The sequence below is a fragment of the Shewanella sp. 3_MG-2023 genome, assembly GCF_030548765.1.
Taxonomy (GTDB): Bacteria; Pseudomonadota; Gammaproteobacteria; order Enterobacterales; family Shewanellaceae; genus Shewanella.
In genome coordinates, this window is sequence record NZ_JAUOSH010000005.1 from 1 (window position 1) to 26,537 (window position 26,537).

General features: G+C 41.6%; 23 protein-coding genes. 8 read left to right on the top strand and 15 right to left on the bottom strand.

From position 1 onward, the window contains the following. Positions 1–172 precede the first annotated feature (172 nt). The 5 genes from Q4591_RS03985 to Q4591_RS04005 form a co-directional block, all read right to left on the bottom strand. Positions 173–1,111, bottom strand: a complete 939-nt coding sequence (locus Q4591_RS03985; RefSeq protein ID WP_102438520.1) for a Dyp-type peroxidase — start codon at positions 1,109–1,111, stop codon at positions 173–175. 109 nt (positions 1,112–1,220) lie between these two features. After that, positions 1,221–2,249 (bottom strand): ABC transporter ATP-binding protein, encoded by a 1,029-nt coding sequence (locus tag Q4591_RS03990; protein ID WP_303459512.1) that lies wholly within the window; start codon positions 2,247–2,249, stop codon positions 1,221–1,223. Position 2,250: 1 nt separating this feature from the next. Continuing rightward, a complete protein-coding gene (locus tag Q4591_RS03995; RefSeq protein ID WP_102438523.1) occupies positions 2,251–3,882 on the bottom strand; it encodes an iron ABC transporter permease in 1,632 nt (543 codons plus the stop codon). A gap of 55 nt (positions 3,883–3,937) precedes the next feature. Further along, positions 3,938–4,957: a Fe(3+) ABC transporter substrate-binding protein gene (locus Q4591_RS04000; RefSeq protein ID WP_102438525.1), complete on the bottom strand. Its 1,020-nt coding sequence runs from the start codon at positions 4,955–4,957 to the stop codon at positions 3,938–3,940. Between the two features lie 350 nt (positions 4,958–5,307). After that, positions 5,308–6,057: a ferredoxin--NADP reductase gene (locus Q4591_RS04005; RefSeq protein ID WP_102438527.1), complete on the bottom strand. Its 750-nt coding sequence runs from the start codon at positions 6,055–6,057 to the stop codon at positions 5,308–5,310. Between the two features lie 317 nt (positions 6,058–6,374). On the opposite strand from Q4591_RS04005, the gene Q4591_RS04010 reads away from it, so the two are divergent. Continuing rightward, positions 6,375–7,856: an FMN-binding glutamate synthase family protein gene (locus Q4591_RS04010; protein ID WP_303459515.1), complete on the top strand. Its 1,482-nt coding sequence runs from the start codon at positions 6,375–6,377 to the stop codon at positions 7,854–7,856. A gap of 153 nt (positions 7,857–8,009) precedes the next feature. Continuing rightward, positions 8,010–8,210, top strand: coding sequence for a hypothetical protein (locus tag Q4591_RS04015; protein WP_241900970.1), 201 nt, complete (start codon positions 8,010–8,012; stop codon positions 8,208–8,210). A gap of 219 nt (positions 8,211–8,429) precedes the next feature. Here the strand turns inward: Q4591_RS04015 and Q4591_RS04020 are convergent, their stop codons facing one another. Together Q4591_RS04020 and Q4591_RS04025 are read right to left on the bottom strand one after the other, a co-directional pair. Next, entirely contained in the window at positions 8,430–8,678 is a 249-nt protein-coding gene (locus tag Q4591_RS04020) for a hypothetical protein (protein ID WP_102438533.1), read from the bottom strand. Between the two features lie 138 nt (positions 8,679–8,816). Next, on the bottom strand, positions 8,817–10,604 hold the full coding sequence (locus Q4591_RS04025; RefSeq protein WP_303459518.1) for an ABC transporter ATP-binding protein/permease: 1,788 nt from the start codon (positions 10,602–10,604) through the stop codon (positions 8,817–8,819). A 369-nt stretch (positions 10,605–10,973) separates the two neighbouring features. Here Q4591_RS04025 and Q4591_RS04030 point away from each other — a divergent pair, with 369 nt between their 5' ends. Next, positions 10,974–11,147: a hypothetical protein gene (locus Q4591_RS04030; RefSeq protein WP_102438537.1), complete on the top strand. Its 174-nt coding sequence runs from the start codon at positions 10,974–10,976 to the stop codon at positions 11,145–11,147. Between the two features lie 42 nt (positions 11,148–11,189). On the opposite strand, the gene aroG is transcribed toward Q4591_RS04030, so the two are convergent. The 6 genes from aroG to Q4591_RS04060 form a co-directional block, all read right to left on the bottom strand. Next, on the bottom strand, positions 11,190–12,242 hold the full coding sequence (gene aroG, locus Q4591_RS04035) for a 3-deoxy-7-phosphoheptulonate synthase AroG (RefSeq protein WP_102438539.1): 1,053 nt from the start codon (positions 12,240–12,242) through the stop codon (positions 11,190–11,192). Positions 12,243–12,581: 339 nt separating this feature from the next. Beyond that, complete coding sequence (locus tag Q4591_RS04040; RefSeq protein WP_303459520.1) at positions 12,582–13,820, bottom strand: lipopolysaccharide assembly protein LapB; 1,239 nt, start codon at positions 13,818–13,820, stop codon at positions 12,582–12,584. A gap of 110 nt (positions 13,821–13,930) precedes the next feature. Further along, the gene (locus tag Q4591_RS04045; protein ID WP_241900972.1) at positions 13,931–14,251 is read right to left on the bottom strand and encodes a hypothetical protein; all 321 of its coding nucleotides are present in this window, start codon (positions 14,249–14,251) and stop codon (positions 13,931–13,933) included. Positions 14,252–14,370: 119 nt separating this feature from the next. Continuing rightward, complete coding sequence (locus Q4591_RS04050) at positions 14,371–15,621, bottom strand: ammonium transporter (RefSeq protein WP_102438541.1); 1,251 nt, start codon at positions 15,619–15,621, stop codon at positions 14,371–14,373. 10 nt (positions 15,622–15,631) lie between these two features. Beyond that, on the bottom strand, positions 15,632–15,970 hold the full coding sequence (locus Q4591_RS04055) for a P-II family nitrogen regulator (RefSeq protein ID WP_076539720.1): 339 nt from the start codon (positions 15,968–15,970) through the stop codon (positions 15,632–15,634). Between the two features lie 364 nt (positions 15,971–16,334). Beyond that, complete coding sequence (locus tag Q4591_RS04060) at positions 16,335–17,675, bottom strand: polymer-forming cytoskeletal protein (protein ID WP_303446626.1); 1,341 nt, start codon at positions 17,673–17,675, stop codon at positions 16,335–16,337. A 232-nt stretch (positions 17,676–17,907) separates the two neighbouring features. Here Q4591_RS04060 and Q4591_RS04065 point away from each other — a divergent pair, with 232 nt between their 5' ends. After that, entirely contained in the window at positions 17,908–18,528 is a 621-nt protein-coding gene (locus Q4591_RS04065; protein ID WP_303459523.1) for a response regulator transcription factor, read from the top strand. A gap of 176 nt (positions 18,529–18,704) precedes the next feature. Here the strand turns inward: Q4591_RS04065 and Q4591_RS04070 are convergent, their stop codons facing one another. Further along, the gene (locus Q4591_RS04070) at positions 18,705–18,983 is read right to left on the bottom strand and encodes a DUF3081 family protein (RefSeq protein WP_102475324.1); all 279 of its coding nucleotides are present in this window, start codon (positions 18,981–18,983) and stop codon (positions 18,705–18,707) included. Positions 18,984–19,272: 289 nt separating this feature from the next. Further along, the gene (gene glnE, locus Q4591_RS04075) at positions 19,273–22,128 is read right to left on the bottom strand and encodes a bifunctional [glutamate--ammonia ligase]-adenylyl-L-tyrosine phosphorylase/[glutamate--ammonia-ligase] adenylyltransferase (protein ID WP_303459528.1); all 2,856 of its coding nucleotides are present in this window, start codon (positions 22,126–22,128) and stop codon (positions 19,273–19,275) included. A gap of 249 nt (positions 22,129–22,377) precedes the next feature. Here glnE and Q4591_RS04080 point away from each other — a divergent pair, with 249 nt between their 5' ends. The 4 genes from Q4591_RS04080 (at position 22,378) to Q4591_RS04095 (ending at position 26,533) form a co-directional block, all read left to right on the top strand. Beyond that, positions 22,378–23,349 carry a hypothetical protein gene (locus Q4591_RS04080; protein ID WP_303459533.1) on the top strand — a complete coding sequence of 324 codons (972 nt, stop codon included), beginning with the start codon at positions 22,378–22,380 and terminating at the stop codon, positions 23,347–23,349. A 9-nt stretch (positions 23,350–23,358) separates the two neighbouring features. Next, positions 23,359–24,258, top strand: a complete 900-nt coding sequence (locus Q4591_RS04085) for a DUF350 domain-containing protein (RefSeq protein ID WP_303459535.1) — start codon at positions 23,359–23,361, stop codon at positions 24,256–24,258. Positions 24,259–24,262: 4 nt separating this feature from the next. Then, on the top strand, positions 24,263–26,038 hold the full coding sequence (locus Q4591_RS04090) for a polyamine aminopropyltransferase (RefSeq protein ID WP_303459538.1): 1,776 nt from the start codon (positions 24,263–24,265) through the stop codon (positions 26,036–26,038). Positions 26,039–26,119: 81 nt separating this feature from the next. After that, positions 26,120–26,533, top strand: coding sequence for a YjfI family protein (locus tag Q4591_RS04095; RefSeq protein ID WP_076539733.1), 414 nt, complete (start codon positions 26,120–26,122; stop codon positions 26,531–26,533). The last annotated feature ends 4 nt before the right edge of the window (positions 26,534–26,537 follow it).

The window sequence follows — 26,537 nt, forward strand, 5'->3', positions numbered from 1 at the left end:
GTCCAGATGAATTACTGCAACAACAAATTGAAAGTAATTTCTGGGAACCTGAATATCGCCGTTACAAACGCACCGCGCTCTAACAGATAACAGACCAAAAAAAGCAATGCTGAGGCATTGCTTTTTTTATCGATAATTAACCTGCTACAGTCGGCTAATTTGTTATTTGCGTTTAATCATTGGCAAAACGGGCTAAAAAATCTAGCGAAGGCGCGAAGAATGATGAGCCGGTTAATGCCTTGGTAAACTGCATCAAATGATCATGATTACCATGGCCGTCACCATGCACCATACTGCGAAGCATTTCTTCAAAGTTGGTCGGCGTGCGACAGGTTGAAATAAACATTAACCCTTGTTCTTTAAGCGACCCAAATGGCATGCTCTGACGCAATATCTCCATTGAGTTACCTTGGGCATCTTTTAAATTAACTCGCTTAATATGGCTGGTTAACGGCTTATCTTCAGAGGCGTATTCAATATCATCTTGCTTGGTACGACCAATGATATCTTCTTGTTTTTTATTCGGTAAACGATTCCATTTACTTAAGTTGTGGGCATACTTTTGCACATGAATATAACTGCCACCTTTAAAGCTGGCATCCTCATCATCAACTAAAGCCACTTGCTGACGATTACGGCCTTTCGGGTTTTCGGTGCCATCAACAAAACCAGTTAAGTCACGGCTATCCATAAAGCGGAAGCCACGCTCTTCTTCAATCAGCTCAACCAAGCCTTCAAACATTTGGTTGATTTCATTGGCCACTAGATGAAGGATGTCGTAACGATCGCAACGAATATGCACAAATAAATCATATTCAATGGCAGGCGCATCACGATTTTCAGCTTGCATCGCTGGGAATGGACGCAAATGTTTAGGACGTTGTTCACTATAAAGTGAATCCCAATAGTTAGCGCCAATAGCTACAAAGCCATTAAAGGCACTATCTGCATATTGATCTGTGAGCTCATAGATGTATTGAGCAACATTGGCTAAACAAGGGCGTAATTGAGCTTCAACAGCGTCATTTGCATTAAACATCAAATAGACGCTATGCAAATTACCTTCGGCACAAACCCCTAACTGTTCGCGAGGCATATTCTGATTTTCCATGTTGGAATCAATCACCTTTATCAAATATAAGAGAGCATAATTGTAAGGTAATTGAGCAATTAATTCCTTGTGCTCAAGCTCAATTTTTTAACAACTTTGATACGCATCACTAAAAAATAACCAGTGAATGTGGCGAGATTGATAAATTGACTTTCAGACCTAAGGTCAGTTCAGTTAATTGGCTTCTAACTTCGAGCGTTTGTTGTCCTACCTTAACCCAATAATGACAAATTGTACCTAGAAAACGACGCTCAATAATTTCACCATGGCCTTGAGAAGCAGGTTGTAGATCAATCTGTTGCGGTCTAAGTAGCAACTGGCCTTGATAGTTAGCAGCTTGAGATAACTCAGAGGTACTTTCAATTAATCCAAGAATAGATGACACTTGCTGCTGATTTTTCACCATCACAGATAAATAATTACCCGCACCAAGAAAATCAGCCACATAACGCTCTTTAGGGTGAGCATAGAGGGTTTCAGCTAAACCGTGTTGTACAATGGCGCCATCTTTAAACAATGCCAGCTTATCAGCAAACACAAAGGCCTCATCTTTACTGTGGGTCACAAACACCGCACTGACATTACGCTGTTTTAATATTTGCCTGATCTCTAACATCATTTCATTTCGTACTTGGGCATCAATGTTAGAAAACGGTTCATCAAGTAATAATAATTCAGGCTCATAGGCTAATGCACGAGCAATAGATACCCGTTGCTGTTGTCCACCTGATAACTCATGGGGGTAACGCGACTCTAGCCCTTCAAGCTTGACCAGTTGTAGCATCTCTTCAAGCCGGGCTTTACGTTGACTATTATCCAGCCCATTGACCCCAAATAACACATTCTCACTGACAGTTAAGTGCGGGAATAAGGCATAGTCTTGGAAAATCATTCCAATGCCACGATGTTCACTGGCAACAAACGTGTTGTCACCACTTAAACACTCACCATTAATTGAAATACTGCCCTGGCTGATGGCCTGTAAACCTGCAATAGCACGTAATAAGGTGGTTTTTCCGCAACCACTTGGGCCAAGCAGTGCAACGATTTCACCTTGTTCTAAAGTGAGATCGAGCCCTTTAAGAATCACCTGTCCTTGGTAGTCACTTTTTACATTTTGAATGGTCAATGTGGACATATTAGCTCTCTTGCTCCAATGAACGGTTTAGATAAATCAATGGCACTAACCCAACTAACACAATCACGATAGCAGCCAAAGCGCCATGTTCGAGTTGTTCATCGGAGACAAACTGGAATACATAGGTGGCGAGGTTTTCAAAACCAATGGGTCTTAACAATAGCGCTGCGGGTAGCTCTTTCATGCTTTCAATAAACACTAATAATGCCCCTGCAAAAATGCCTTTGCGTAGCAGCGGTAAATGCACTCGCCATAATAACTTAGTCGGCTTTTGCCCCATGGTAATACTGGCCATATCCAAGGAAGGCGAAATACGTTTATAGCTGTTTTCAATGCTGCCAATAGATATCGCCACAAAGCGAACGCAAAAAGCAAAAATTAGCGCGATAACGCTACCGGTAAATAACAATCCTGGGCCGCGCGCACCAAAATAGTCATAGACATCATTTATAGCAAAATCTAAATACGTTAATGGCACCAACACGCCAATAGCCAGCACTGTGCCTGGTATGGCATAGCCTGTGCTACTTAATCGTGAAGGTAATAGGTCTGCCCGACGGGGGCTTACGCGCCTAACAAACATCAACACTAATGCCAGTAGCACACATATAAAACTCACGACGAGGGCAATATACAAACTGTTGAAACTGTATTGCCAAAACTGGCTGTTCCAGCTCTGGTCAAAGTAGTCGATGGCGTAGCCGCTTAATACAATAAAAGGTAATAAAAACGCGAGACCAATCAGCAGGCTACAATAGCCAAAGGCGAGCCAAGCTTTAACACCTTTTAGCTGGTATCTGTCTGATTCAGTTAACCTAGACTGCTTTTGATATAACTCTTGTTTGCGTCTGGCAAATCGCTCAAAACCCACCATGGCAAAAATCACCAGCAACATAATGGCTGATAATTTTGCTGCTGCCGATAAGCTGCCATAACCCAGCCAAGTGTCGTATACCGCAGTGGTTAAGGTTGGCACCGCAAAGTAACTCACTGTAGCAAAATCGGCAGCGGTTTCCATGGCAACTAATGCCATCCCTACTGCAAGTGCCGGCCTTGCCATTGGCAGGCCTAAACGCCAAAAGCTTTTCCACGGGCTACAGCCCATAATTCTAGAGGCGTGCAATAGGCTGGAAGATTGCTCCATAAAAGCCGTTCTGGCTAATAAATAGATATAAGGAAATAACACCAATGACAGCATAATTGCTGCGCCGGTTAGGCTGCGAATATCAGGGAAATAATAATCTTGCGGGGACGTCCAGCCAAACACTTGCCTTAGCAACTTTTGTACAGGACCGGCGTAATCAAGCATGTCGGTATACACATACGCGACAATATAAGCAGGCATTGCCAGTGGCAATAGCAGCGCCCATTGAAAGTAACGTCTAGCAGGGAAATGACAACGAGCTACCAACCAAGCGGCTGGCACTGCAATCACTAAGGAACCGACACAGACCTTCAGCATCAGCAATAGGCTGTTACTAATATAGGTCGGTAAAACGGTGTCAATTAAGTGACTAAAAACAGCTTCGTCAGGGAGTGTAGCTTGTACTAAAAGTGCAAAAAGCGGCAAAATTAATATTACCGCAATTGCATAACCAGCGAACGACCAGCCTCTGGTTAAGCCTAAGATCATAAATACTTTCCAGTCTATGCCGCGTTATCGGTTAACGCGGCGAAATAAAGCATCCTTACAGATCAAATTTTACTTCATCAATTAGCTTCACTGCCGCTTGATGGTTTTCTGCTAGCTTAAAGATTGGAAGACTATCTGCATTGAAGTCCCCCCAAGAGGCTACCATGTCAGAAGGGGCAACATCGGCTTTTACCGGATATTCCATGTTGACTTCTGCGTAAAGACTTTGAGCTACATTAGATGATAAAAATTCCATCAATTTTATAGCATTATCTTTGTTTGGGGCAAACTTAGCTAGTGCCATACCTGAAACATTTATATGGGCACCGCGGTTATCTTGGTTAGGAAAGTTGATTTCCACTGATTCAGCCCAGCTTTTTTGCTTAGGGTCCTTAATCATCTTACCAAAGTAATAACTGTTACCTAAGGCGATATCACATAAACCTTCGTTTACCGCTTTAACTTGCGCGCGATCATTGCCTTGTGGTTTACGAGCTAAATTGGCTTTAAGCCCTTCTAACCACGTTTTGGTTTCAGCTTCACCGTGATGGGCAATCATTGAAGCAACCAGGGCAATGTTATAAGGGTGCTTGAAACTACGAGTACAGATTTTGCCTTTATATTGCTCAGAGGCTAAATCTTCATAATTAATATCTAGCTTACCTAAACGCTCTTTTGAAGAATAAACATTACGTACCCGCATGGTTAATGCGTACCAATCGTTACTCGGTGAGCGGTATTGGGCCGGGATATTGTGATTTAAAGTCTCGCTATTCACATCAACAACTAATTTTTTATCAACGAGTTCCATTAAACGAGAAAAGTCAGAGGTTAACACTAGATCTGCAGGAGATAAGCGCCCTTCACGAGCAATACGCTCAGCGATGCCATCTTTGGCAAAAACCACATTCACCTTGATGCCAGTCTGTTCGGTAAATTGCGCTAAAATGGGTTCTACTAGAAAAGCTTGACGATAAGAATAGATAGTAAGATCTTCAGCAGCGGTTGCTGAAATTGAACTTAGTGACGATACTGCTGCTAATCCTAACAGTGCCAGACGCTTAAACGACTTCATTCCAAATTCTCCTTGGCGTTGCGTTACTTTTTATCAGCATAATGGCCCCGTACAGGGGGACTTTCATAATACTAACGAGTAACTGCTTATAGAAATGATAACAGTTATCAATTGCGATAAGAGTAATAGATCACTATCTAAGGAGCAAGTATTGTTTAAGGATATAAGCTAACTAAGATTAAAATATATTTTTTAAATGTACTGCATTAATTACAGCTTCTGCGCTTTTCGCAGCAAGCGAATAAACAGTTTAGCCATTGATAATGCGAGTTACAGCAATGTTACTGCCGAAATACTAACAAGCTACAGCTCGCTAGTTACTCGCTAACGAAAGTCTATTTAAAAGCAGGCTACCAATATTTTTCGACGGTAATTTGCCCTGGTGCTCGACGTAGATTCTTCACTAACCCCTTTTCTATTAGTACCGTTTGCGCATCAGAAATCATTCCTGGATTACCACAAATAAGTACTTGTGAGTTATCTTGCGACAAGGTAACTCCAGCCGCTTGTTCAATGAGACCGCTACTTAACCCATCAGGGATACGACAAGATAAGCCGTCTTTATATTCTTCACGAGTGACAATAGGTATCAGTTCAAATTTTTCGGGATATTGTTGCTGCAGCGCTTGTAATTGGGGTAAATAAGCCAAGTCTGCAATCATCCGCACACCGTACACCAGCACCACTTTTTCAAACCGTTGCCACGGCTCTGCTGTTTCCATAATCGATATAAAAGGCCCCACGGCAGTGCCAGTTGCCAAAAACCACAAATCAGGGCCTTGAAGTGCCCCTGAGGGGATTTCATCTAAAGTCATAAAGCCTGATGCCTTGGTGGTTACTTCGATGTTATCGCCAATTTTAAGTGCCTGTAAATCTGGAGATAACTGACCATCTTCAACAGCGACGGCCAGCACTTCGACATAATCTTTACCGGGTGGGTTAACGATAGAGTAGGCTCTAGCAATGCGCTTATCGTCACGCATCTGACTCAGTTTAATAAACTGACCGGCAATAAATGGCTCAACATCGGCGCGAATACGCAGCGAAAACAACTTGTCATTCCAATCTATACGTTCAATTACAGTACCAGTTGTCCACATAGGGTAATTCCTTGATTTTAGATCTGCTATTTATCTACTGGCAGGGTCTTTAAACAACATTTGGCTAGACCTTACTGTATTAAACTATAGGTTTGATCAACGCCTTCGGCAATAGCTGGGTAAAACTGTTTTAATAGCAATCAAACTCTATCGCTTACTTATACTTAGCTAGAACAAGGTCAAATTTTTTGTCATAAATATCCCCCATCAGCCATACTGAGGATAGTCATAAATCTGCATATCTGGTTAAAATAAACGCAGATAATCACAGGCTAGCGTCAAATTTGCATCAAACAGATCATTTTTAAGGAACAAAAATGCAGAAGAATTGGTTTATTTGGGGATTAGAAGTTTTTACGGGATTATTTCTTGCGTTTATCGCACTGTTCTTTATCGCGATAATTTATATGTATCTCGCAGATAAATTACAAACCAAGCAAGCGATTAGGCATAACTATCCAGTTATTGGCAGATTTAGATACTTATTTGAAAAACAGGGTGAATTTTTCAGGCAGTATTTTTTTGCCCAAGATCGAGAAGAATTGCCCTTTAATCGCGCCGAACGCAGTTGGGTTTATCGCGCTGCCAAAGGCATAAACCGCACCATTGCCTTTGGCTCAACCCAAAGCCACGATAAAACTGGCAGCATTATGTTTTTAAATGCGGCCTTTCCTAAATACGATTCTGATGAACATAATGACGCTGTCATCACCATTGGTACAAACTGTACTCATCCCTATGCGACAGCGAAAGTATGCCATATATCTGCGATGAGTTTTGGTGCGCTCTCGCGCCCAGCGATTACTGCGCTATCCCATGGCGCGGCCCAAGCGGGTTGCTGGTTAAATACTGGCGAAGGCGGATTAAGTGAACATCACCTTAAAGGTAACTGTGACTTAGTATTTCAAATTGGTACCGCCAAATATGGTGTACGTAATGAGCAAGGGTTATTGGATGATCAAAAACTTGAGCAAATCGCAGCCCATGATCAGGTAAAAATGTTTGAGATTAAGTTAAGCCAAGGCGCAAAACCCGGTAAAGGCGGGATCCTACCTGGCCTTAAGGTCACCAGTGAGATCGCCGCCATTAGAGGCATTCCTGTTGGGGAAGACTCAATAAGCCCCAATGGCCATCCTGAATTTAATCAGGTCGGCGATATTCTGGATATGGTCGCGCATATCCGTAATATCACCGGTAAACCCACAGGTATCAAAGCCGTCGTTGGAGACGAGCAATGGCTCATTAATTTATGTGAAGAAATACTGCTACGAGGCATTGAACACGCGCCGGATTTTTTTACTTTAGACAGCTCAGAAGGCGGTACTGGCGCTGCGCCGCAGGCATTAATGGACCATGTGGGTTTACCGCTTAAAGAAAGCCTGCCAATTTTAGTTAACCTGTTAAAACACAAAGGCCTCAAACAACGCATAAAAATTATTGCCAGCGGTAAAATGGTGCTGCCCTCGCAAGTGGCGTGGGCACTGGCAACGGGGGCAGACTTTATTGCCTCAGCGAGAGGTAATATGTTTGCTTTAGGCTGCATTCAAGCATTGCAATGCAACAAAGACACCTGCCCAACGGGTATCTCGACCCATAACAAAAAATTACAGCAAGGCTTAGATCCGCGCAATAAGTCGGCAAGAGTGGCAAGCTACAATCGCTCACTGCATTATGATTTAAAGGTTATTGCTCATTCTTGTGGGGTGAGTGAGCCAAGACAATTAACCCGCCATCATGCGAGAATAGTCACTGACAGTGGCGTATCTATTTCATTAGATAAGTTTTATCGGCAATACTGATTTGGACGCACATGATCCGCAGCACTTATACCAGTAGCCGTATTATAGCTATTAGACTTATCGCTACTTAATTGGCCAGATCTAATTTTGAACTAAGCCTCATTTAGGTGTAAAATCGTGACTTAGAGCAAGCTTTTATCAAAGGGTTTACATTTGAAAGTATCACATTCATTAATGACGCCAATGATGTCTGCAAAGACAATATCATTAACCTGTAATAACTGCGAAAGGATGTCAGAAATTGAAGGTGAGAAAATCTGTTTTAACCAAGGCGAAATCAGACGATTAACCCTTGATGCTAACGCAGAGTCAATCATTAAAATGGTTTGTAATAGTTGGTCTAAAAACGCTTAATAAGCCGTTAATAAATCGCACTATTTAAGTCTTTGCTATAACAGTGGTGAGCGCTAAAAGCATTCCCTTAATAGGCTAAATCCACCAAAGGTCAATAACAGATTATAGTTAGCAGAAAAAGCAATTAGATTGCTTTTTCTGGCTTGGAAACTTGTGGTAATTTAAGCTTGATGGCTATTTAGCTACTATATTCGCAGCTAAACATGACTAGTCGGTGATTTAAATAAAAACATCTTCGGCACTATCATCGGCTTTTAGTAAACTATCTTCACTGTTATTGTCATTGATTTTAGCCAAGGTTAAACCGCGAGTGGTAACAATCAATCCTGCGCACAACTCATCATAAACAGTTTGTAGTTCATCTTGATTCATTTCTCGATTTTCAAGCGTTGCCATAATTGCAAACCAATCAGTAGTCACTTTATGTTGTGTACCTTCTAAGGCTGCTATTAAAGAAATGTTTTGCACCCACGACCTCCATACCTAGATTTAATTACCAACTAACTTCCTACTTACCTATACGAACTCAATCCTTTCAAGGCAATTAATACTAATTATACACAAAAACGCCACTATCAAAGAGATAAAACTGCTAACAGCCACTTATCAGAGGGAGAGCGCCTGCTCATTTTGAATTTTCCATAGTTTGGCATAGACCCCATTAAGCGCTAACAAGGTGTTATGGGTCCCTTGTTCAGCCACCATTCCATCTTTAAGTACCACAATTTTATCGGCATCAATAATGGTGGATAATCGATGTGCCACCACCAAACTCGTATGACCTTTAGCAGCATCTTTTATCGCCGTTAATATTGCTTGCTCTGATTTACTGTCCAAAGATGATGTCGCTTCATCAAAGACTAGTATCGGCGCAGCTTTTAATATTGCTCTGGCAATGGAAACGCGCTGCTTTTCTCCGCCAGAAAGTTTAAGACCGCGCTCGCCGACTTTAGTATCCCAGCGCTGTGGTAATGACTCAATAAAATCAGTTAAATTCGCCAGCGCTACTGCACTTTTAACTTCAGCTTCAGTCGCATCAGGGCGACCATATTGGATATTTTGAAAAATGCTATCGTTAAACAAAACAGTATCTTGAGGGACGATTGCAATAGATTGCCGCAGCGCTTGTTGCGATAGGCCTCTAACATCTGTGCCATCGATACTAATAGCGCCAGAGTTTACATCATAAAAGCGAAACAACAGTTTTATTAAAGTGGATTTTCCGGCGCCGCTTTCACCCACCACTGCGACTTTTTGTCCCGCTGGTACAGTGAAGCTCACCCCTTTAAGAATGGGTCTGTTATCGTAATTAAAGTTCACATCATGAAATGACAACGCGCCAATCGTTGGCGAGATATCTGTGGCATTCGCTTTATCATTAATGCTGGGCACTTTATCCAATAAATCAAACATCCGCTCAATATTAGCCAGTGCCCCGCGTATTTCACGATACACAAAACCCAAGAAATTTAACGGGATAAACAGCTGCATCATAAAAGCATTAATTAATACAAAATCACCTAAGCTCATATTACCTGCGGTAACTTCTGAAGCGGCTAGCCACATCATCGCCGTCATCGCCACAGCGATGATTAACGCTTGGCCCGCATTTAAAGCAAATAATGATAGACGGTTTTTACGTTTTGCGACCTCCCACTGCTCTAGTGCAGAATCATAGCGATTTGACTCATATTGCTCATTATTAAAGTATTTAACTGTTTCATAATTTAATAAGCTGTCGATGGCGCGAGTATTCGATAAAGAGTCAGCCCTTGCAGCATCCCTAACATAGCCGGTGCGCCACTCAGTGGCCACAATTGAATAACCAATATAAGCAACCACGGCAACCAAGGTAATAAGCGCAAAGCCAACACCGTAGTTATAAAGGAAAATGCCAACCACTAAAGCAATTTCTAATAATGTCGGCACAATATTGAACACCATAAAGCGCATCAGAAAACTCACACCACTGGTGCCGCGCTCAATATCTCTTGATAACCCGCCGGTTCGTCTGTCTAAATGAAAATCAAGATCTAGGCGGTGCAAATGCTCAAATACGCTCAAGCCTAAACGGCGAATGGCTCTTTCAGTCACCCGACCAAACAAGGTGTCACGAATTTCGCCAATGACTACATTTAAAAAGCGCACCCCGCCATATGCAAGCACTAATGCAATAGGCACAGCAACAATAGCTGCGGTGCGTTGGCCATCTAAACTGTCGACTAAGTCTTTTAAAATAAATGGCAAACCAACACTAGCAAGTTTGGCAATGACCAAACACAACATAGCCAAAAAGATGCGACCTTTAAACTCAAATAAGTAGGGCACTAATAACCCAACAACTTTCCAATTAAGCTTGCCTACTGGTCCATCAAAATACGCCGACGGTCTCATTCATTACCACCAATGATTAAATTTAAGAATGTTTATTTCGAAACTAGCTTTTACTTTTGCCACCACACTAAGTTAACACTTAGTCGCCAATTTAGTGTGACTTGATTTGAGCAAGACTAAAGAATTTGTTTTAAGCAGCCAAAATTAAATCATCATAGCGTTTAATATCGACGCTAATAGCACTTTAGACTTACAGATATTATCATTTGCTAGTATCAAAGGTTATTTTTTAGCAAAAAAACACAAAATATTGCAAAATCAGCTTGGTTTACAGTTCTGCAACGAAAAAGAATTTGCTACTCTTTACTCGTTACTTGTTAGCGATTTCCATTAATCATTCACCTTTATTCCCAGTTCAAAGGACGCAATATGTTAGACGCAGCAAAAACGCAGGCTCCACCAATGCAATTAATTCAAACTTGGGTGTGGATGATGATTGAGTCTGGTAACCCTGAGCTTCAGGATAAGGGAAGAAATAATCTTATTTCTGCTTTTGGTAGCCTTGCAAAAGCCAATGAATATTTAGCTAATAGCAATAATTAAGGCGCTAAAAAGCGCCTTAATTATTGGAGACAAGCAGCACTGTTAGCCGCGGCGATTTAATACGCTTTGATTTAACGTGGCTAATAGCTTTTCAGTATCACTCCAGCCAATACATGCATCAGTTATGCTTTGGCCGTAACACAACTCCTTGCCGACCACGAGATCTTGGCGGCCTTCTTCAATGTTGCTTTCAACCATCACCCCAAAAATATTGTGATTGCCTTGGCTAATTTGCCCAGCAACATCTTCAGCCACTAGCATCTGTTTATTAAAGTCTTTACTGCTGTTAGCGTGGCTAAAATCAATCATAATGTTAGCAGGCAATTTGGCGTTCTCTAATTGAGTTTCAATAGCACTAACATGAGGTTGGCTATAATTAGGCTCTTTACCGCCGCGCAGAATAATATGGCAATCTGGATTACCTTTCGTGGATACAATAGCTGAGTGACCAAACTTGGTGACTGACAAAAAGTGGTGCGGAGCACTTGCTGCACCAATCGCGTCAATCGCCACTTTAATGGTGCCATCAGTACCATTTTTAAAGCCTACAGGGCTCGATAAACCTGAAGCAAGCTCACGGTGCACTTGTGACTCTGTAGTACGGGCACCGATGGCTCCCCAACACATCATATCTGCCACATATTGCGGCGTGATCATATCAAGAAACTCACCGGCGGCTGGTATGCCAGATTCATTCAAATCGACCAATAATTTACGCGCTGTTCGTAGGCCGTCATTAAGCTTAAAGCTATTGTCCATGTAAGGATCATTGATCAGCCCTTTCCAACCTACCGTAGTACGAGGCTTTTCGAAGTAAACACGCATTACAATTTCTAGTTGATCTTTAAATTGCTCACGTAGAGCAATTAAACGCTTGCCATAATCTAAAGCTGCGACGGGATCATGTATTGAACAAGGGCCAATAACAACAAGTAAGCGATCATCTTGTTTGTTTAAAATTCTATGAATGCTATCTCGTGCATTAAACACTGTTGCTGATGCTGCTTCTGACGCCGGAAATCGCTCTAAAATAGCAATTGGGGGCAATAATTCTTTTATCTCATCAATTCTAACGTCATCATTTTTGTAATACATAGTTTATACAACTCCAGCAAACAGTTATTTATGCCAACGTTAAACGTTGAGCAGTAAAGCATTACGGACAGCTTTATATTTCAAACACTAGCATACAATAAAACATCCAATCTACGGTTTTATCAAATTATTCAATTTAAATTACTGTTATTAAATAGCTTTCATATTCAAAATATAAAATATCTAATAAATTCATTCATTTCTAAAATTATCTTCAATTCAATTCGCTTTAATCTTGAGTCTGTTCCTTCGATTATTGCTATCAAAATATATCAAGCAATAAAAAACCACTTGCAGCTAACACGCTGTAAGTGGCTAAAGTAACTAGGCCTTATTATATTAATGGCGCATCATAGCTTGCAGCTTACCTTTATAACGATCTTGATTGGTCTCATCATGGCTAAGATCTAGCGCCTTTTGCATGGTTTTCTTGGCACGTCTTTGATCACCTGTTGCCCAGTAGGCACGGGACAAACCAAAATAAAACTCATGGCGGTAATCCGCCCGTTCAACCGCACGTTTGTACCACACTAAGGCTTCTTGATATTGCTTTTCAAAATACGCCTCTTGGGCCATATCAAAGTAATAGAATGGGTTATTAATGCGGGCTAATTCAAGAATTTTATGAACCTGTTTCCACTCTTCTAGTCGCTCTTGCTCACCTAATATTAATGCAAGATTATACAGGGTAGTGATATTTTTAGGTTCTAACTGAAGCACATAGCGATAGGCTTTTTCTGCCCGTTCATCTAATCCTTTATGACGATAAATCACCGCCAGAGTGTTAATACTATTGACGTGATACGGGTCTAACTCAATAGCCCGTTTTACCAATGCATACGCTAAGTCGTAGTCACCGCGTACTAATGCTTCTGCTGCAACATTATTAAAGTACATTCCAGATAAGGTTTGTTTATTAATTTGCTTAACACGGTATGAGCGTATTGAGCGCTCAGGCAAAAAATCCACTAATATGTCCGAACCGTGAAGACTAATACTATTGGGAGCGTCACGGTGCAGTAGTTTCATATTTACGTGACCATTTACGAGGTAAAAACCTCCCCTTCTATCCCATATGGGTTCTACATCAATATCTTGAAACTTTACAGGGACATCAAGTACCTGTGCGATAGCAGTTGTCAGTACCACCAGCGACATGCAGTTACCCGCCCGCTCAAGGGCTGTCACGCTGGCCATTCGGGTGTAGTGATCTCGATATTCAAAGCCCCCCTCTTGAGCATTGATGTATTCAGCAAGCCAAAGGTTTACCGGTATTTTAAGGCCGTTAACGCCACCTGAGCGAGCAAAATCACGCTGTATTTCAGTAACTATCTCATCAGGTAAATTGTAAATCTCTGCTGTAGCGGGAATATCTACCTCATTAAAATAACTATCGTTAAATAAGCCACTGACATTAACCTTGGTTTTATTGATACTCGACGTGCTAGAGCAGCCTGAAATAAAAATCAATATTAGTAAATAAAAACAGAGATTAAGGCGTGAAAAACCAAAAGATTGAATTATTAATGAATTTTTCGAAGAAACGTCATCATGATGCAACATAATTCTACCCCACATAAAAGCCTATCATTAAGCATAGAAGTTAGTGGCAGAATTGCGATTTTTAAAAAGTTACAAAAGATGAATGTAAAAAGCTTAAGCCAGTGGCGAATATTTGAATTTCATTATTACTTGGCAACTGGCGGGTCAATTTGAATAAACACCTCTTGGTTTTGATAGGTGTATGGTCGGTAGGAATTACCGGCGCAATTAAAATAACGGTATGGCGCAGCGAATACCAAACAGCCATTCGGCAGAGCTTGTAAAATATTAATTTGCTGCTGCATTTTGAGCATTTGCTGCCATTGATAGTCCTGCTGAACTTGATTTCGTATTGCAAAAGCGTCAAATGGTTCAGATGTCTTTCTCACAACCACTTTTCCCGCAGTGGCGAAAAAGCTGATACTGATAAGTAAAGCAATCATCAATACTTGAAAGTAATTAACCATGTTAAACCTCATTGCACTTATTCACTCGTCACACTTGTTCACTTTTTAAGAGTCACAAAAAAGCAGAACCCTAAGGTTCTGCTTTTAGTTTTAACATGCTCAGTGTTTAAAGCAATCTATTATCCAGCTGATTTGATTGAAACAAACTCTGGGTAAGCATCAACACCACAGTCAGATGCATCCATACCGTTGTACTCTTCTTCTTCAGTAACACGGATACCCACTGTCGCTTTAAGGATAAACCATACTACGAATGAAGCTGAGAATACCCAAGCAAAGATAACTGCTGCGCCATATAACTGAGCACCAAAGTTTGCATCAGCATTTGATAATGGTACTAGCATTAGACCTAGGAAACCGGCAACACCATGTACAGAGATTGCACCTACTGGGTCATCAATTTTAATGCGGTCAAAGGCAACAATTGAGAAGATAACCACACCACCAGCGACGATACCAATGACACCTGACATTAATAGTGAAGGTGATAATGGGTCTGCTGTAATAGCCACTAAGCCCGCTAATGCACCATTTAAAATCATGGTTAGGTCAGCCTTACCCCAGACAACTTTACAAACTAATAATGCTGAAACTGCACCGAAAGCGGCTGCTGAGTTAGTGTTTACAAAAATCTTAGCCACTGCTGAAGCATTTTCTGCGTCTGAGACTAATAATTGTGAACCACCGTTAAAGCCAAACCAACCCATCCATAAGATAAACATACCTAATGTCGCCATTGGTAAGTTTGAACCTGGGATAGGATGAACTTCACCATTTGGGCCATACTTACCTTTACGAGCACCCAGTAATAGTACTCCTGAGATAGCTGCTGCTGCACCGGCCATATGTACAATACCACTACCAGCGAAGTCAACGAAACCAGCAGCAGAAAGGAAGCCACCGCCCCAAGTCCAGTAACCTTCAATTGGGTAGATAACCGCGGTTAATACCACTGCAAAGATTAAGAAAGACCAAAGCTTCATTCGCTCTGCAACTGCACCAGACACAATTGACATTGCCGTTGCAACAAATACAACTTGGAAGAAGAAGTCAGACTCCAGCGCATGATCTGCATCAGCGGCTTGTGAGCCAATTAATGAACCAAATGATGGTAACCAGCCACCTTCAGTGTTATCGACATACATGATGTTGTAACCCACTAACAGGAACATCACACAGGCGATTGAATATAAACATACATTTTTAGTTAAAATTTCTGTGGTATTTTTTGAACGAACTAAGCCCGCCTCAAGCATTGCAAAACCTGCTGCCATCCACATGACAAACGCACCTGATATTAGAAAATAAAACGTATCTAATGCGAAACGTAATTCGGTGACGGTTGTGCCTAACGTTGCTAACTCTTCCATTACATTCCCCTTATAGTGCTTCGTTATCTAGCTCACCCGTACGGATACGGATAGCTTGCTCAAGATCAGTAACAAAAATTTTGCCATCGCCAATCTTGCCGGTATGAGCCGCTGTCGTAATGGCTTCAATTAACATATCTAAGTTTTCTGCTTTAGTAGCAATTTCCAACTTCACTTTAGGAAGAAAGTCGACTTGGTATTCTGCGCCACGATATAGCTCAGTGTGACCTTTTTGACGACCGAAACCTTTTACTTCGGTAACAGTCATTCCTTCAATGCCCATGCTTGCAATAGCTTCACGGACATCATCCAATTTAAATGGCTTGATGATAGCGCTGACGAGTTTCATCTCGACCTCCAAAAGTGTGATTGTTATAAATTTGTTTGCAAATACAATTCAATCATCAGGCCAATCATGTAAAACCATGATTCGTATAGCATTTTAAAATATAAGTTAAATAAAAAAGTCTTTTCATGCACTAATAAGGTGCAACTTTAATTTGGCGCGCACAACATTAGAGCGAAGCGTTTATAACTATTTGAATACTTGATAATAAGAATTACGCAGTTAAAAAAGTGTCAAAATGAACAAAGAAAAGCTGTGCGGAAGGGGGGGGGATGTTACTGATATAAAAATAAACACATTAAAGAAAGCATAAATAAAAAGACCTTCTAATGAAGGCCTTTTTATTTGCAGATTAGCTTTTAAAAATTTATAAGCTGCCAACCGTGTCAGTTGCTTCTGCTGAACTTGCAACCTCATCAGTCGTCTCTTCAGCGAGTAGATCTGCCATTAAGCTATCAACTTGAGGCTGACTGACCACTTCATCTTCAACTGCTACAACAGCCTCATTCACACTGGCAAGCAAGTCTTCAGTTTCATCAGCTAAAGCAGTTTCTGTCACTTCAAGTTCTGCTTCTGTTTCAGCTGATGCTGTTGCTTGCATTTCAATTGCCGAGTCAGGCGCATCATTTGCAGTAGTCACAATTTCAGACTCGTCAATATCAGTGGTAAGCGCAACACTAACTGAAGGCTCAAGTACTTCATCTGCCTTAGCAAGTTCAATTTGGTTTTCTGCTGGCTGTATTTGCTGTGGTTCAATATCAATAACCGTCGTTGCCGGTTTCACCACTGAAGCTGTAACAGACTTTGATTCAATCAATTGAGTCAATTCATCTTTTTTATAAACCGCGCCAGCAATTGCAGCAACAGCGATAGCCGCGACAAATAGCTTAGCACCTGAACCTGATGATTTCTCTTGAGCCTTTCTCGCCGCTTCTGCTGCAGCAAGTTGAGCTTGAGGATTCGGTTGCGGCTTAATCTCAAGTTTTGACTTAGGCTTAGGTTCTGCAACTGGCTTCGGGTTATTATGAGCATCTGTATTTACTTGAGGCTCTACTCGAGAATTTGCAGTTGCAGCGCTACTACCACTGGTCTGTGAATTAATTTCTGCAAGAGTCTGTGGTTTAATCTGAGTTGTGGCAGGTGCAGGTTCAGCCTTAACATCGACTTTCTTAGGTTCGGCTTTATTAACATCTGTTTTCACCTGAACCGCTACGGTAGTTTTTACTACAGGCTCTGGCTTAAGATTGTTAAAATGTCCCTTATTTGCAGCTTGAGCTATCGGCGCCTCTGCAACAGGCGCTTCAGTCTTTGGGAAAGCATAGGCTTCTGTGACTTGTGCTTCTGGCTTATCTTCAACAGTTGCTTGGGGTAATACGCCTTCTTCAGGGCCCTTGGTTCTGGCACCTAAAAATTGACCACCATCATAAATTTCCATTTTATGGCTAGATACATCACCTTCAACTACACCAGAGCTTACAATCACTAAACTGTTGCAATGTAATTTACCTTTAAATTCACCACAAACTCTTAATTCTTGACAAAAAAGCTCACCGTCAATTTCGCCACCAACTTCAATTTTAACTTGGTCTGTTGAACGAATAACACCTTTAACTTTACCGGCAACCAAAGCAGGTCCCTGTACAGTCATATCTCCATCCAATGAAGTATCAGGGCCAATAAAAGTAACCCCATTTCCTTTGTTATTCATACCAATCAGTTTCCTTTATTATTAATTTTGACATATACTAAACCAACTTTATTAAAACAACAAATAACATTTCTTTTACACAAGTTGCAGGTCAATTCCGAGCTTTTCGCTTTAAAAGTAAAACTTAATAGTTTAATGTATCGGCTATTAGTAAAAGAGCCTGTCTTTAATATATAAATTTGCTATTGAACGGATTTTCAATAGTAGCCCAAATAACAGGGATGTAGCCGAAATGATTTTTTCAGATGTGATTTTTAAACAACTTCCAGAACCACAGGCCCTGCAAGTATCTAAAATCTCAGGATTACTCAATATTGAAACCGCCTTCTATGACTCACTAAACTTTGCCTGTAAAGCTGCCGATAAAAGGCCAAAATTTCTTATTCACTATTTAGAAGACCCTCATCAACAAGCTTATTTAATTTCAGCTGATATTCTTACTACAGGTAAGCATTTAGTTTTTTGTCCTAATCTTAATATAGAATGCGAAACCTTATTGATATCCAACGGCTTTCATGGCGCACTCACATTGAATGCTTCTGAAGTCGAAATTATTGAAGCCCTTAAAAGTGTCAATAATAATAAGCTTTATTTCAGTAATGATGCCATGTCACGTTATATCCAATCTAAGAAACGCCAACCTAATACCCAACGTCAGATAGAGTTACTGTCGTTAACCACCAAAAAAGAACAGCGAGTGTTAACCTTAGTTTGCCAAGGGTTAACTAATGATGAAATAGCAGCTAATTTAGAGATCTCTGTTAACACAGTGAAAATGCATATCCAGAATATTTTCAAAAAAACCAAGATATCGAGCCGAGGTCAACTCTCTTACGCCTTTGCACAAGCTTAAAAATTTAAATGTATATAATTAGCTCACTGCTAATTTGTAACGCTAGCTGTTAAATGGTGCGAGTTAACAGCTTTGAGAATTAACTACAGAAAATAACATTAATTGCACTTAGGTAAGCTTTAGCGTGCAGCAAAGCGCAACTAAAGCGCAAAATTTTTTTGATGACATAGTGCTGTTTATACTGAGTACTTCATCACCTCAGCAAAACGCGTCATAAAATTATCAAACGCAGCATTATCTGGGTAATCAAATTGATATTTATTATGGAAATAAATCGTTAAAGAGGTTCGGCCGTCACTAAGAATAATTGTGTAGCCATCAAAGCCTGTTTGCGCATTTAAGCCACATAGTTCATAGCTAGAGTTGTCGCCATCTGCAGCGGCCAGCTTTTGCCCCATGTCGGTTATCTTATTAAATACTTTTAGCGCTTCATATATATCAATGGCATTTTTCATCACTACATCCTTACAAAGAAAACCTGTTCACTAAACACCTAATAGACAAAGCAATCAATACGAATGCGCGCTTAAGGTGGCTCAAAACAATCAGTGTAAAATAATGCAGTAACAAGACTGTGAGTTAGTCCTGAGAAAGACAAATTTTATATGAAGATGGTGTATCAAATTGAATCAGTGTGTGAATGCCGTGCTGCACCGCTTTTAATTTATATAAAACGGTGCAGGTCACTATTTTCCCGCACCGTTATCCTAACAAAACCAAAAATCTACGGTTTTAGACAAGACGTTATAGCTCTTCACCTAAAATGTGCTGATAAATATTAATAATTTCGCTGACCTTGTTATTGGCTTTATCTGCATCGATTTCGCCTTTAGCGCGCTGAAGAGTCAGGCGATGACTTTCATCCCGTAGCCAACAGTAGGTTTGAGTCAGGTATTGAGCAGTCATCACAGGTAAAATCTCAAGCTCGGCTAATAGCTGAAAAATGCGCACATTATCAGACCATATGGACAACTCTTTATTTTTGTTAGCGTAGGCTAACACTAAATACTGGGCCATAAACTCAATATCGGCAATGCCACCCGCACTCTGTTTTAAATCGAACTTACCGTTTGATGCTTTCAATAAATGCTGGCGCATTTTAATGCGCATATCGCGAACTTGTTTCGCAAGTTCAGGAAGCTGGCGCTGATGCGATAGCACCTCTGTGCGAATTTCACTAAAACGTGCCGCTAAGCGATGATCGCCATAAACAAAACGTGAGCGCACCAAAGCTTGATGCTCCCATGTCCAGGCCTCATCTCGCTGGTATTCGCGATACTGTTCAATCTCGCTAACCAATAAGCCTGAAGCGCCAGAAGGTCTTAAGCGCATATCCACTTCATAGAGCTCTCCAGAAGTGGTTCGGGTAGCAAATAAATGCACAATGCGCTGCGCAAGTTTTAAATAAAAATGGCCATTATCAATCGGTCTTTTACCATCTGTAGCGCCTGCGCCTTGATGGTTATGTAAAAAAACCAGATCTAAGTCAGAGCCATATCCCAGCTCAATGCCACCTAATTTTCCATAACCAATAATAGCAAAGCCCATTTTCTCAGAGCTTGTACCTGCAGGTATGCCGTGCCTTGAGGAAATTTGATGCCAGGCTTGTAATACCACTTGCTCAATGATGGCTTCTGCAAGGTAGCTTAAGTGATCGCTCACCTCCATCACAGGTAGCACGCCAGTAATATCAGCGGCGGCAATTTTTAACTGTTGTGACAGCTTAAACTGGCGCAACGCTTCCATCTGTTGTTCCATGTCATCTTCTGGAACGCGCAATAGGTACTGCCTTAACTCACTTGGGTAGTCATCCAGCGGGGTGGTATCGTAAAGCTGAGACGGATCGATGAGTTCATCCAGTAACATCGGAAAATTCGCTAACTCTTCGGCAATCCAGGGGCTAGCACAACAAAGGCTAATGAGCTGCTGACGGGCGCCGGGGTTCTCACACAATAATTCAAGATAAGTGGTACGGGTTAAAATTTTATCTAACACCCCTGATACCGCTTTTAATGCCACGCTCGGGACTGGTTGCTCTAATAATTCATCCAACAATTTAGGCATTAATTTTTCAAGAGTTTCACGTCCCCTGGGGCCTATTGAGCGTTTTAATACATTGCTGCGCCAGTCATCTAAGCTTGGCCATAAACTATCATCTTCAACATCATGCTCTTCAAGTAACGCTAAGGCATTTTCCTGATCATGAATTTGCCATAACTGGCAAGTCCAATGCTCGCTTGAGTCCTGTTCATCTTCGCCACCGACAGTATCTTTAAAGTGGCGATGAATGTTGCCCATGGCATTGGCAATTTTTTCCCGCAAGCTGTGCTCATCGCTCTCGCCCATGGCATAGCATAGTCGCTGCCAATCAGTGGCATTATCGGGCAATGTTTGGGTTTGCTTATCATCAAGAGCTTGAAGTAGGTTTTCAACTCGGCGCAGTAAAATGTAGCTGTGTTTTAGCTCATCAACGGCCAAGTACTCTAACTGACCTAGCTTATATAAGGTATCAATTGCGCCAAACAAACTTTGTTGTCGCAGTGCAGGTTCTCGTCCGCCACGTATGAGCTGAAAACTTTGCACCACGAATTCAACTTCGCGGATCCCGCCGGCTCCCAGTTTTATATTGCCTGTGAGCTGTCTGCGTCTAACTTCTTGTGCAATAAGTCGTTTCATTTTTCGTAGCGAATCAATGGCTGAAAAATCGATATAGCGACGATAAATAAAAGGCCTTAATAAGTCATGTAAGTCATCACTATATTGCGTCCAAGGCCCGAGTACTCGCGCCTTAACCATGGCGTAACGTTCCCAATCACGACCTTGCTCTTGATAGTAATCTTCAAGACCACTGAAACTGACCACTAACGGGCCACTTTCACCGTATGGGCGCAGGCGCATGTCGACCCGAAACACAAAGCCATCAACAGTAATTTGATCTAATAGACTGATCAGTCGTTGACCCATTTTGATAAAAAATTGCTGGTTAGCTTGAGCGCGGCGACCACCGATGGTTTCACCATGTTCAGGAAAGGTAAAAATCAAATCGATATCAGAGGAAAAGTTCAGTTCTCGACCACCAAGCTTACCCATACCGAGAATAAGTAACGGCTGTGGATTGCCCTCTTCATCTGTTGGGGTGCCGATTTGCTGACACATATCGGTGTAGAGCCAATCGCGAGCACCAATTACCAGCACTTCGGCTAAGCTAGATAAATCCAGTAGTGATTCTTCAACATCGCAATAATTTAAAAAGTCTCGCCAAGCGATACGTACCATTTGGAAGTTTCGAAATTGACGTAGCTGTTTTTTAACCTGCTCTTCTGAGCTTGATGAGGCTAAATTAGTGTGTAATTCACCAGTAAAAGACTGTCTATCGAGCTGAGTTAACTGACCATCGAATAGCAATTCAATCCACTGGGGATTACGGCACAATTGCTCGGCAATATAATCACTCAAACCTAACACTAACTTTAATTCAGCTTGTTGTGACTGGGTTAGTTTTTCAGTGATTTCAGGCCATGTTTCACAAAGCCTTAACCAGTAACGTGCTGCAATTTCATTAAGCTCTGCAGACAAGACGTTGTTACTTTGGTTGTGCATGTTTATCCGATCCCTTTGGCAAATTACTAAGACTTACACATTTCAATTCGACATATTATGTCAAGGTGTGTTATACAATAAAATCAACGATCGCATAAATAGCTAGTCGATATTGTACCTTCGATTAAGACTACTATATCCTTTACAACAGTAATACCGAACCATGTAAATATTTAGTCAGTTTTAAGCATATAATTATGCGACTTGATACTATATTTATATATGTATTTTATACTATTTGGAGAACACATGGCTGGCATGCTTCCTCGTGTCCTTGCAGTATTTTCAGCGCTGATCTTGTGCATAACATTATCAGGTTGTGGTGATGACAGACCTGAAAAAATTACGCAATATCAGCAGCTGTCACAGCAGCGATTGACTCAACTCGATTCAATGCTAAACGCAGGTGAGCTTCGTAATGCCACCTTACTGACACAATATACCAGCTTACTTAAAAACAGTAAGCCTGATCTGGTGCCGCTACTTGATGAACTGGCGCGTGATGCGACCTCAAGTGGCCCTATGTACCAATCACTAAAACGCAGAGCCAGTGAACTGGCCGATTCTGCCAACTTCGTTGATTTAGATCAGCAGCTCGAAGAAGCGCAAAATATTTATCAAGCAGCTGATTCAAGTTTGTTTAATGACATGCTTTCCGATCCCGTTAATGTGGTGGCTGATTTATCAGGTGGACAACTGGCAAGGGTTAACGCCATCAGCCGTGAAGCCGCAGCAATGGCCAACGGTAGCGAAGATTTTGGCGCAGGAAGCCAGCTAGTGGGTAACCCCGCTTATGGTGGCTGGCAAACTAACTCAAGCGGTATGTCATTTTGGGCCTGGTATGGCATGTATTCGATGTTCTCTAACATCATGAATCCTGTACGCTATGACCGCTGGTCAAACAATCGTGGTTACAGCTACTACAATGATGTCGGTCGCTACCGTTATACGTCTCCTAAACAGGCGAGCGCGCAAAATCGTACATTTGAGAACACCAAGAAAACCTTTAATTCTCAAGGTAAGCAATTTAATAGCCCGTATGCGAAATCACGTACAGGCTCAACCAGCTTATCAAGACAAAGTACTGCAACACCTAAAGCCAGTACTGCCGGAACCAAAACAGCACGTAGCACAAGTAAGTTCCGTTCAAATTATTCCAAAGACAGCAGTTTCCGTAATTCAACTAGCCGCACCACACGCGGTGTACGCCGAGGCAAATAAGGACTAACCATGACATTTTTAAATGACTTCGGACTCACCCTAGATTTAGCGATAATTTTAGCGATTGATCTGACCATCGCGGTGATCTTACTGGCGCTAATGCGCTACTTACAAGGCTGGAGCGTGAGAGTAAACAGCCGCGCTGAACTCGCAGAGCGTGATAACTTTGCTTTTGGGGTTAGTACTGCGGGTGCCGTTCTGGCATTAGGGATTGTACTTTCAGGGGCGATTACAGGTGAAGCTGCTGATTCGTATATTGTTGAAGCCATTGGCATGACAGCTTACGGCTTATTTGGCTTACTTTTAATCAAGTTTGGTCGAGTACTACACGACAAAATTGCCTTAAATGAGATCGACAAAAACAAACAAATTATCAATGGTAATATGTCGGTTGCCATCGTTGATGCCGCCGCTGCTGTTGCCACAGCAATTATCATTCGATCGGTATTAATGTGGGCAGAAGATATTACCTTAGATACTTTCATTGCTATCTTTACCGCCTTCTTAATCTCGCAATTAATGTTAGTGTTATTAACTCGCTTTCGTGAGCACCAATACGCTAAACGTAATCAAGATGCCTCGATGCAAAAAGCACTAGAGCAAGGCCAAATAGCCGTTGCGATTCGTCACAGTGGTTACATGATTGCCATGGCATTTACCTTTAAAGCGGCCAGTCACTTTATTATCTATGATCCAACTGCTTACTTAATGAATATCGTCGGCTGGTTAACCTTCTCGATAATCATGCTGGTAGTGTTGTCGCTATTACTTGCTGTGGTTAAAAAGCTAGTTTTAGCTCAAATCAACCTAACTGACGAAGTTGAGAAACAACACAACGTCGGTGTGGCTGCAGTTGAACTAGCAATTAGTGTTGCTGTTGCACTCATTTTAGCGGCGTTAATGGCATAAATAGATGAATAATACTTTGCTTGAACAGAGCCAGGAGGGCTGCGACAAGCAAAATAGCCCTTCTCAAACAGGCACCTTGCCTCCAGCGAATAAACGCAGCCTTGCTTGGTTTGATGATGCCCTATTGTTGGGCATTATGGCCTTACTGGCAGGCTGTGGTCTTATTTACGAATACCTACTTTCCCACTATGCAGGCCGCATTCTCGGCGCCTTAGAAGCTGCTATTTACACCATGATAGGCATTATGATTGTGTCTATGGGCATTGGCGCCTTTGCCGCTCGTAAAATTCGCTGTGCCTTCACCGGCTTTGCGATGCTTGAACTTATTGTGGCATTTTGTGGATCATTAGCGATTTTAATTACCGCCGCCGTGATTGGATTTGGCCAGCAATTACCGTTAATTATTGCCAACACCTTAGGCCTGCCACCAGATCATTTACCTGACGGCGGTTTTATTGGCGTATTACAAAATCTTAGTGAATATTTACCCTATATCTGGGGGGTTATTCTAGGTTTGATGATCGGCATGGAGATCCCGCTGATTGCCCGCGTACGTCAATCCTTATCTGAAGAGCACTTGCTGCACAATGCCGGCACCATTTATGGCGCTGATTATGTCGGTGCGGGTGCTGGCGCGGCTATTTGGGTACTGTTCATGCTGTCGTTAGATATTCAGCTCGCAGCAGCGCTCACCGCCAGTGTTAACTTGTTAGCAGGCTTTGTGTTTATTTGGCGCTTTTGGCAGCAAATCCGCTGGGCTAAACTGATCCTCGCAGGACATTTTATCGCCACAGGAGTATTAGTGCTACTGGCACTGCACGGCCCCAGTTGGGAGCAAAACTTCAATAATCTACTGTATAAAGACAAAGTGGTGTATTCAGAAGCCACCCGTTTTCAACAGTTAACCTTTACTGAGCGGCTGCGGGGCAAAGGTCAAGTGCCAGTGTATTCGTTATACATTAATGGTCGATTACAGTTCTCCAGTATTGATGAACACATCTACCACAGCTTTTTAGTTCACCCGACACTTGCAGCCAGTGCAAGGCAGGATAATGTGCTAATTATTGGCGGCGGAGATGGCTTAGGGCTTAAGCAAGTTTTCAAATGGGATCCAAAATCGGTCACCTTAATGGATTTAGATGAACAGCTCGTCGACTTGTTTAGAGAGCCCCATGAGAACATGCCAGAGCGTGTTAGCAATGCCATGTTAGCCCTTAATGGCGATGCACTAAATGATCCTCGCGTTAAGCTTATTTATGATGACGCCTTTAATGGCATTGATAAACTGATTGCTGACAATCAAAAATTTGATGCCATTATTGTGGATTTGCCAGATCCGAGTCACCCTGATTTAAATAAGCTTTATTCTGATTTATTTTATCGAAAACTGGTCGAGCTATTGAGCGCTGATGGGGCAATGACGGTACAATCGACTTCGCCTTATCATGCCCAAAATGCCTTTATTTCTGTAGGGAAAACCATTGAATCGGCAGGGTTTTCGGTCGAGCAATACCATCATAACGTGCCAAGCTTTGGTGAATGGGGCTGGTCTATCGCCACCTTATCAGGACAAAATGCCAAGCAACGTCTAGCCCATAACGAGACGTTGCCCATTAATGAGCAATGGCTGACTCCTGGGCTTATACATGGCGCATTTGAGTTTCCTGGCACATTTTATAATGATGCTGACACTATCAAAGTGAATAGAATTGGCTCATTACAGCTATACCATTACCACTTAGCATCTTGGTCTGACAACCAAGGGATGAATCTTTTTTAACCAACTCAAAAATAGTCTTGACATAATATGTCTAAGTGCTATCTTTGAAACCTAAGACATAATATGTCAATAAGGACGAATATGAATATCCATAAGATTGCTAACCATTTGACAGAACTTGGCGACCTTAGCCATACCGGTTTGAAGTTTGATTGTTTTCCAATTGATGGTGATGTTGAAGTATTACAAGTCAACGTTGCTGGCCGTGAAGAATTACCGGTATTTGTATCGGTAACTGACAATCAAATCTTATGTATCAGTTATTTATGGGATGAGAGCGAAGTAAAAACTGAAACTCGTACCCAAATGTTTGAAACTATGCTTGAACTAAACATTCCAATGCCTTTGTCATCTTTTGCAAAAATTGATGATAAATATGTGGTTTACGGGGCGTTATCAGTCACCTCAAGCATGGAAGAGATCGAGCAGGAATTATCAGTATTGTCTGATAACTGTTTAGAAGTCATCGACGAACTTGTCGAATTTTTGAAGTAAGGAG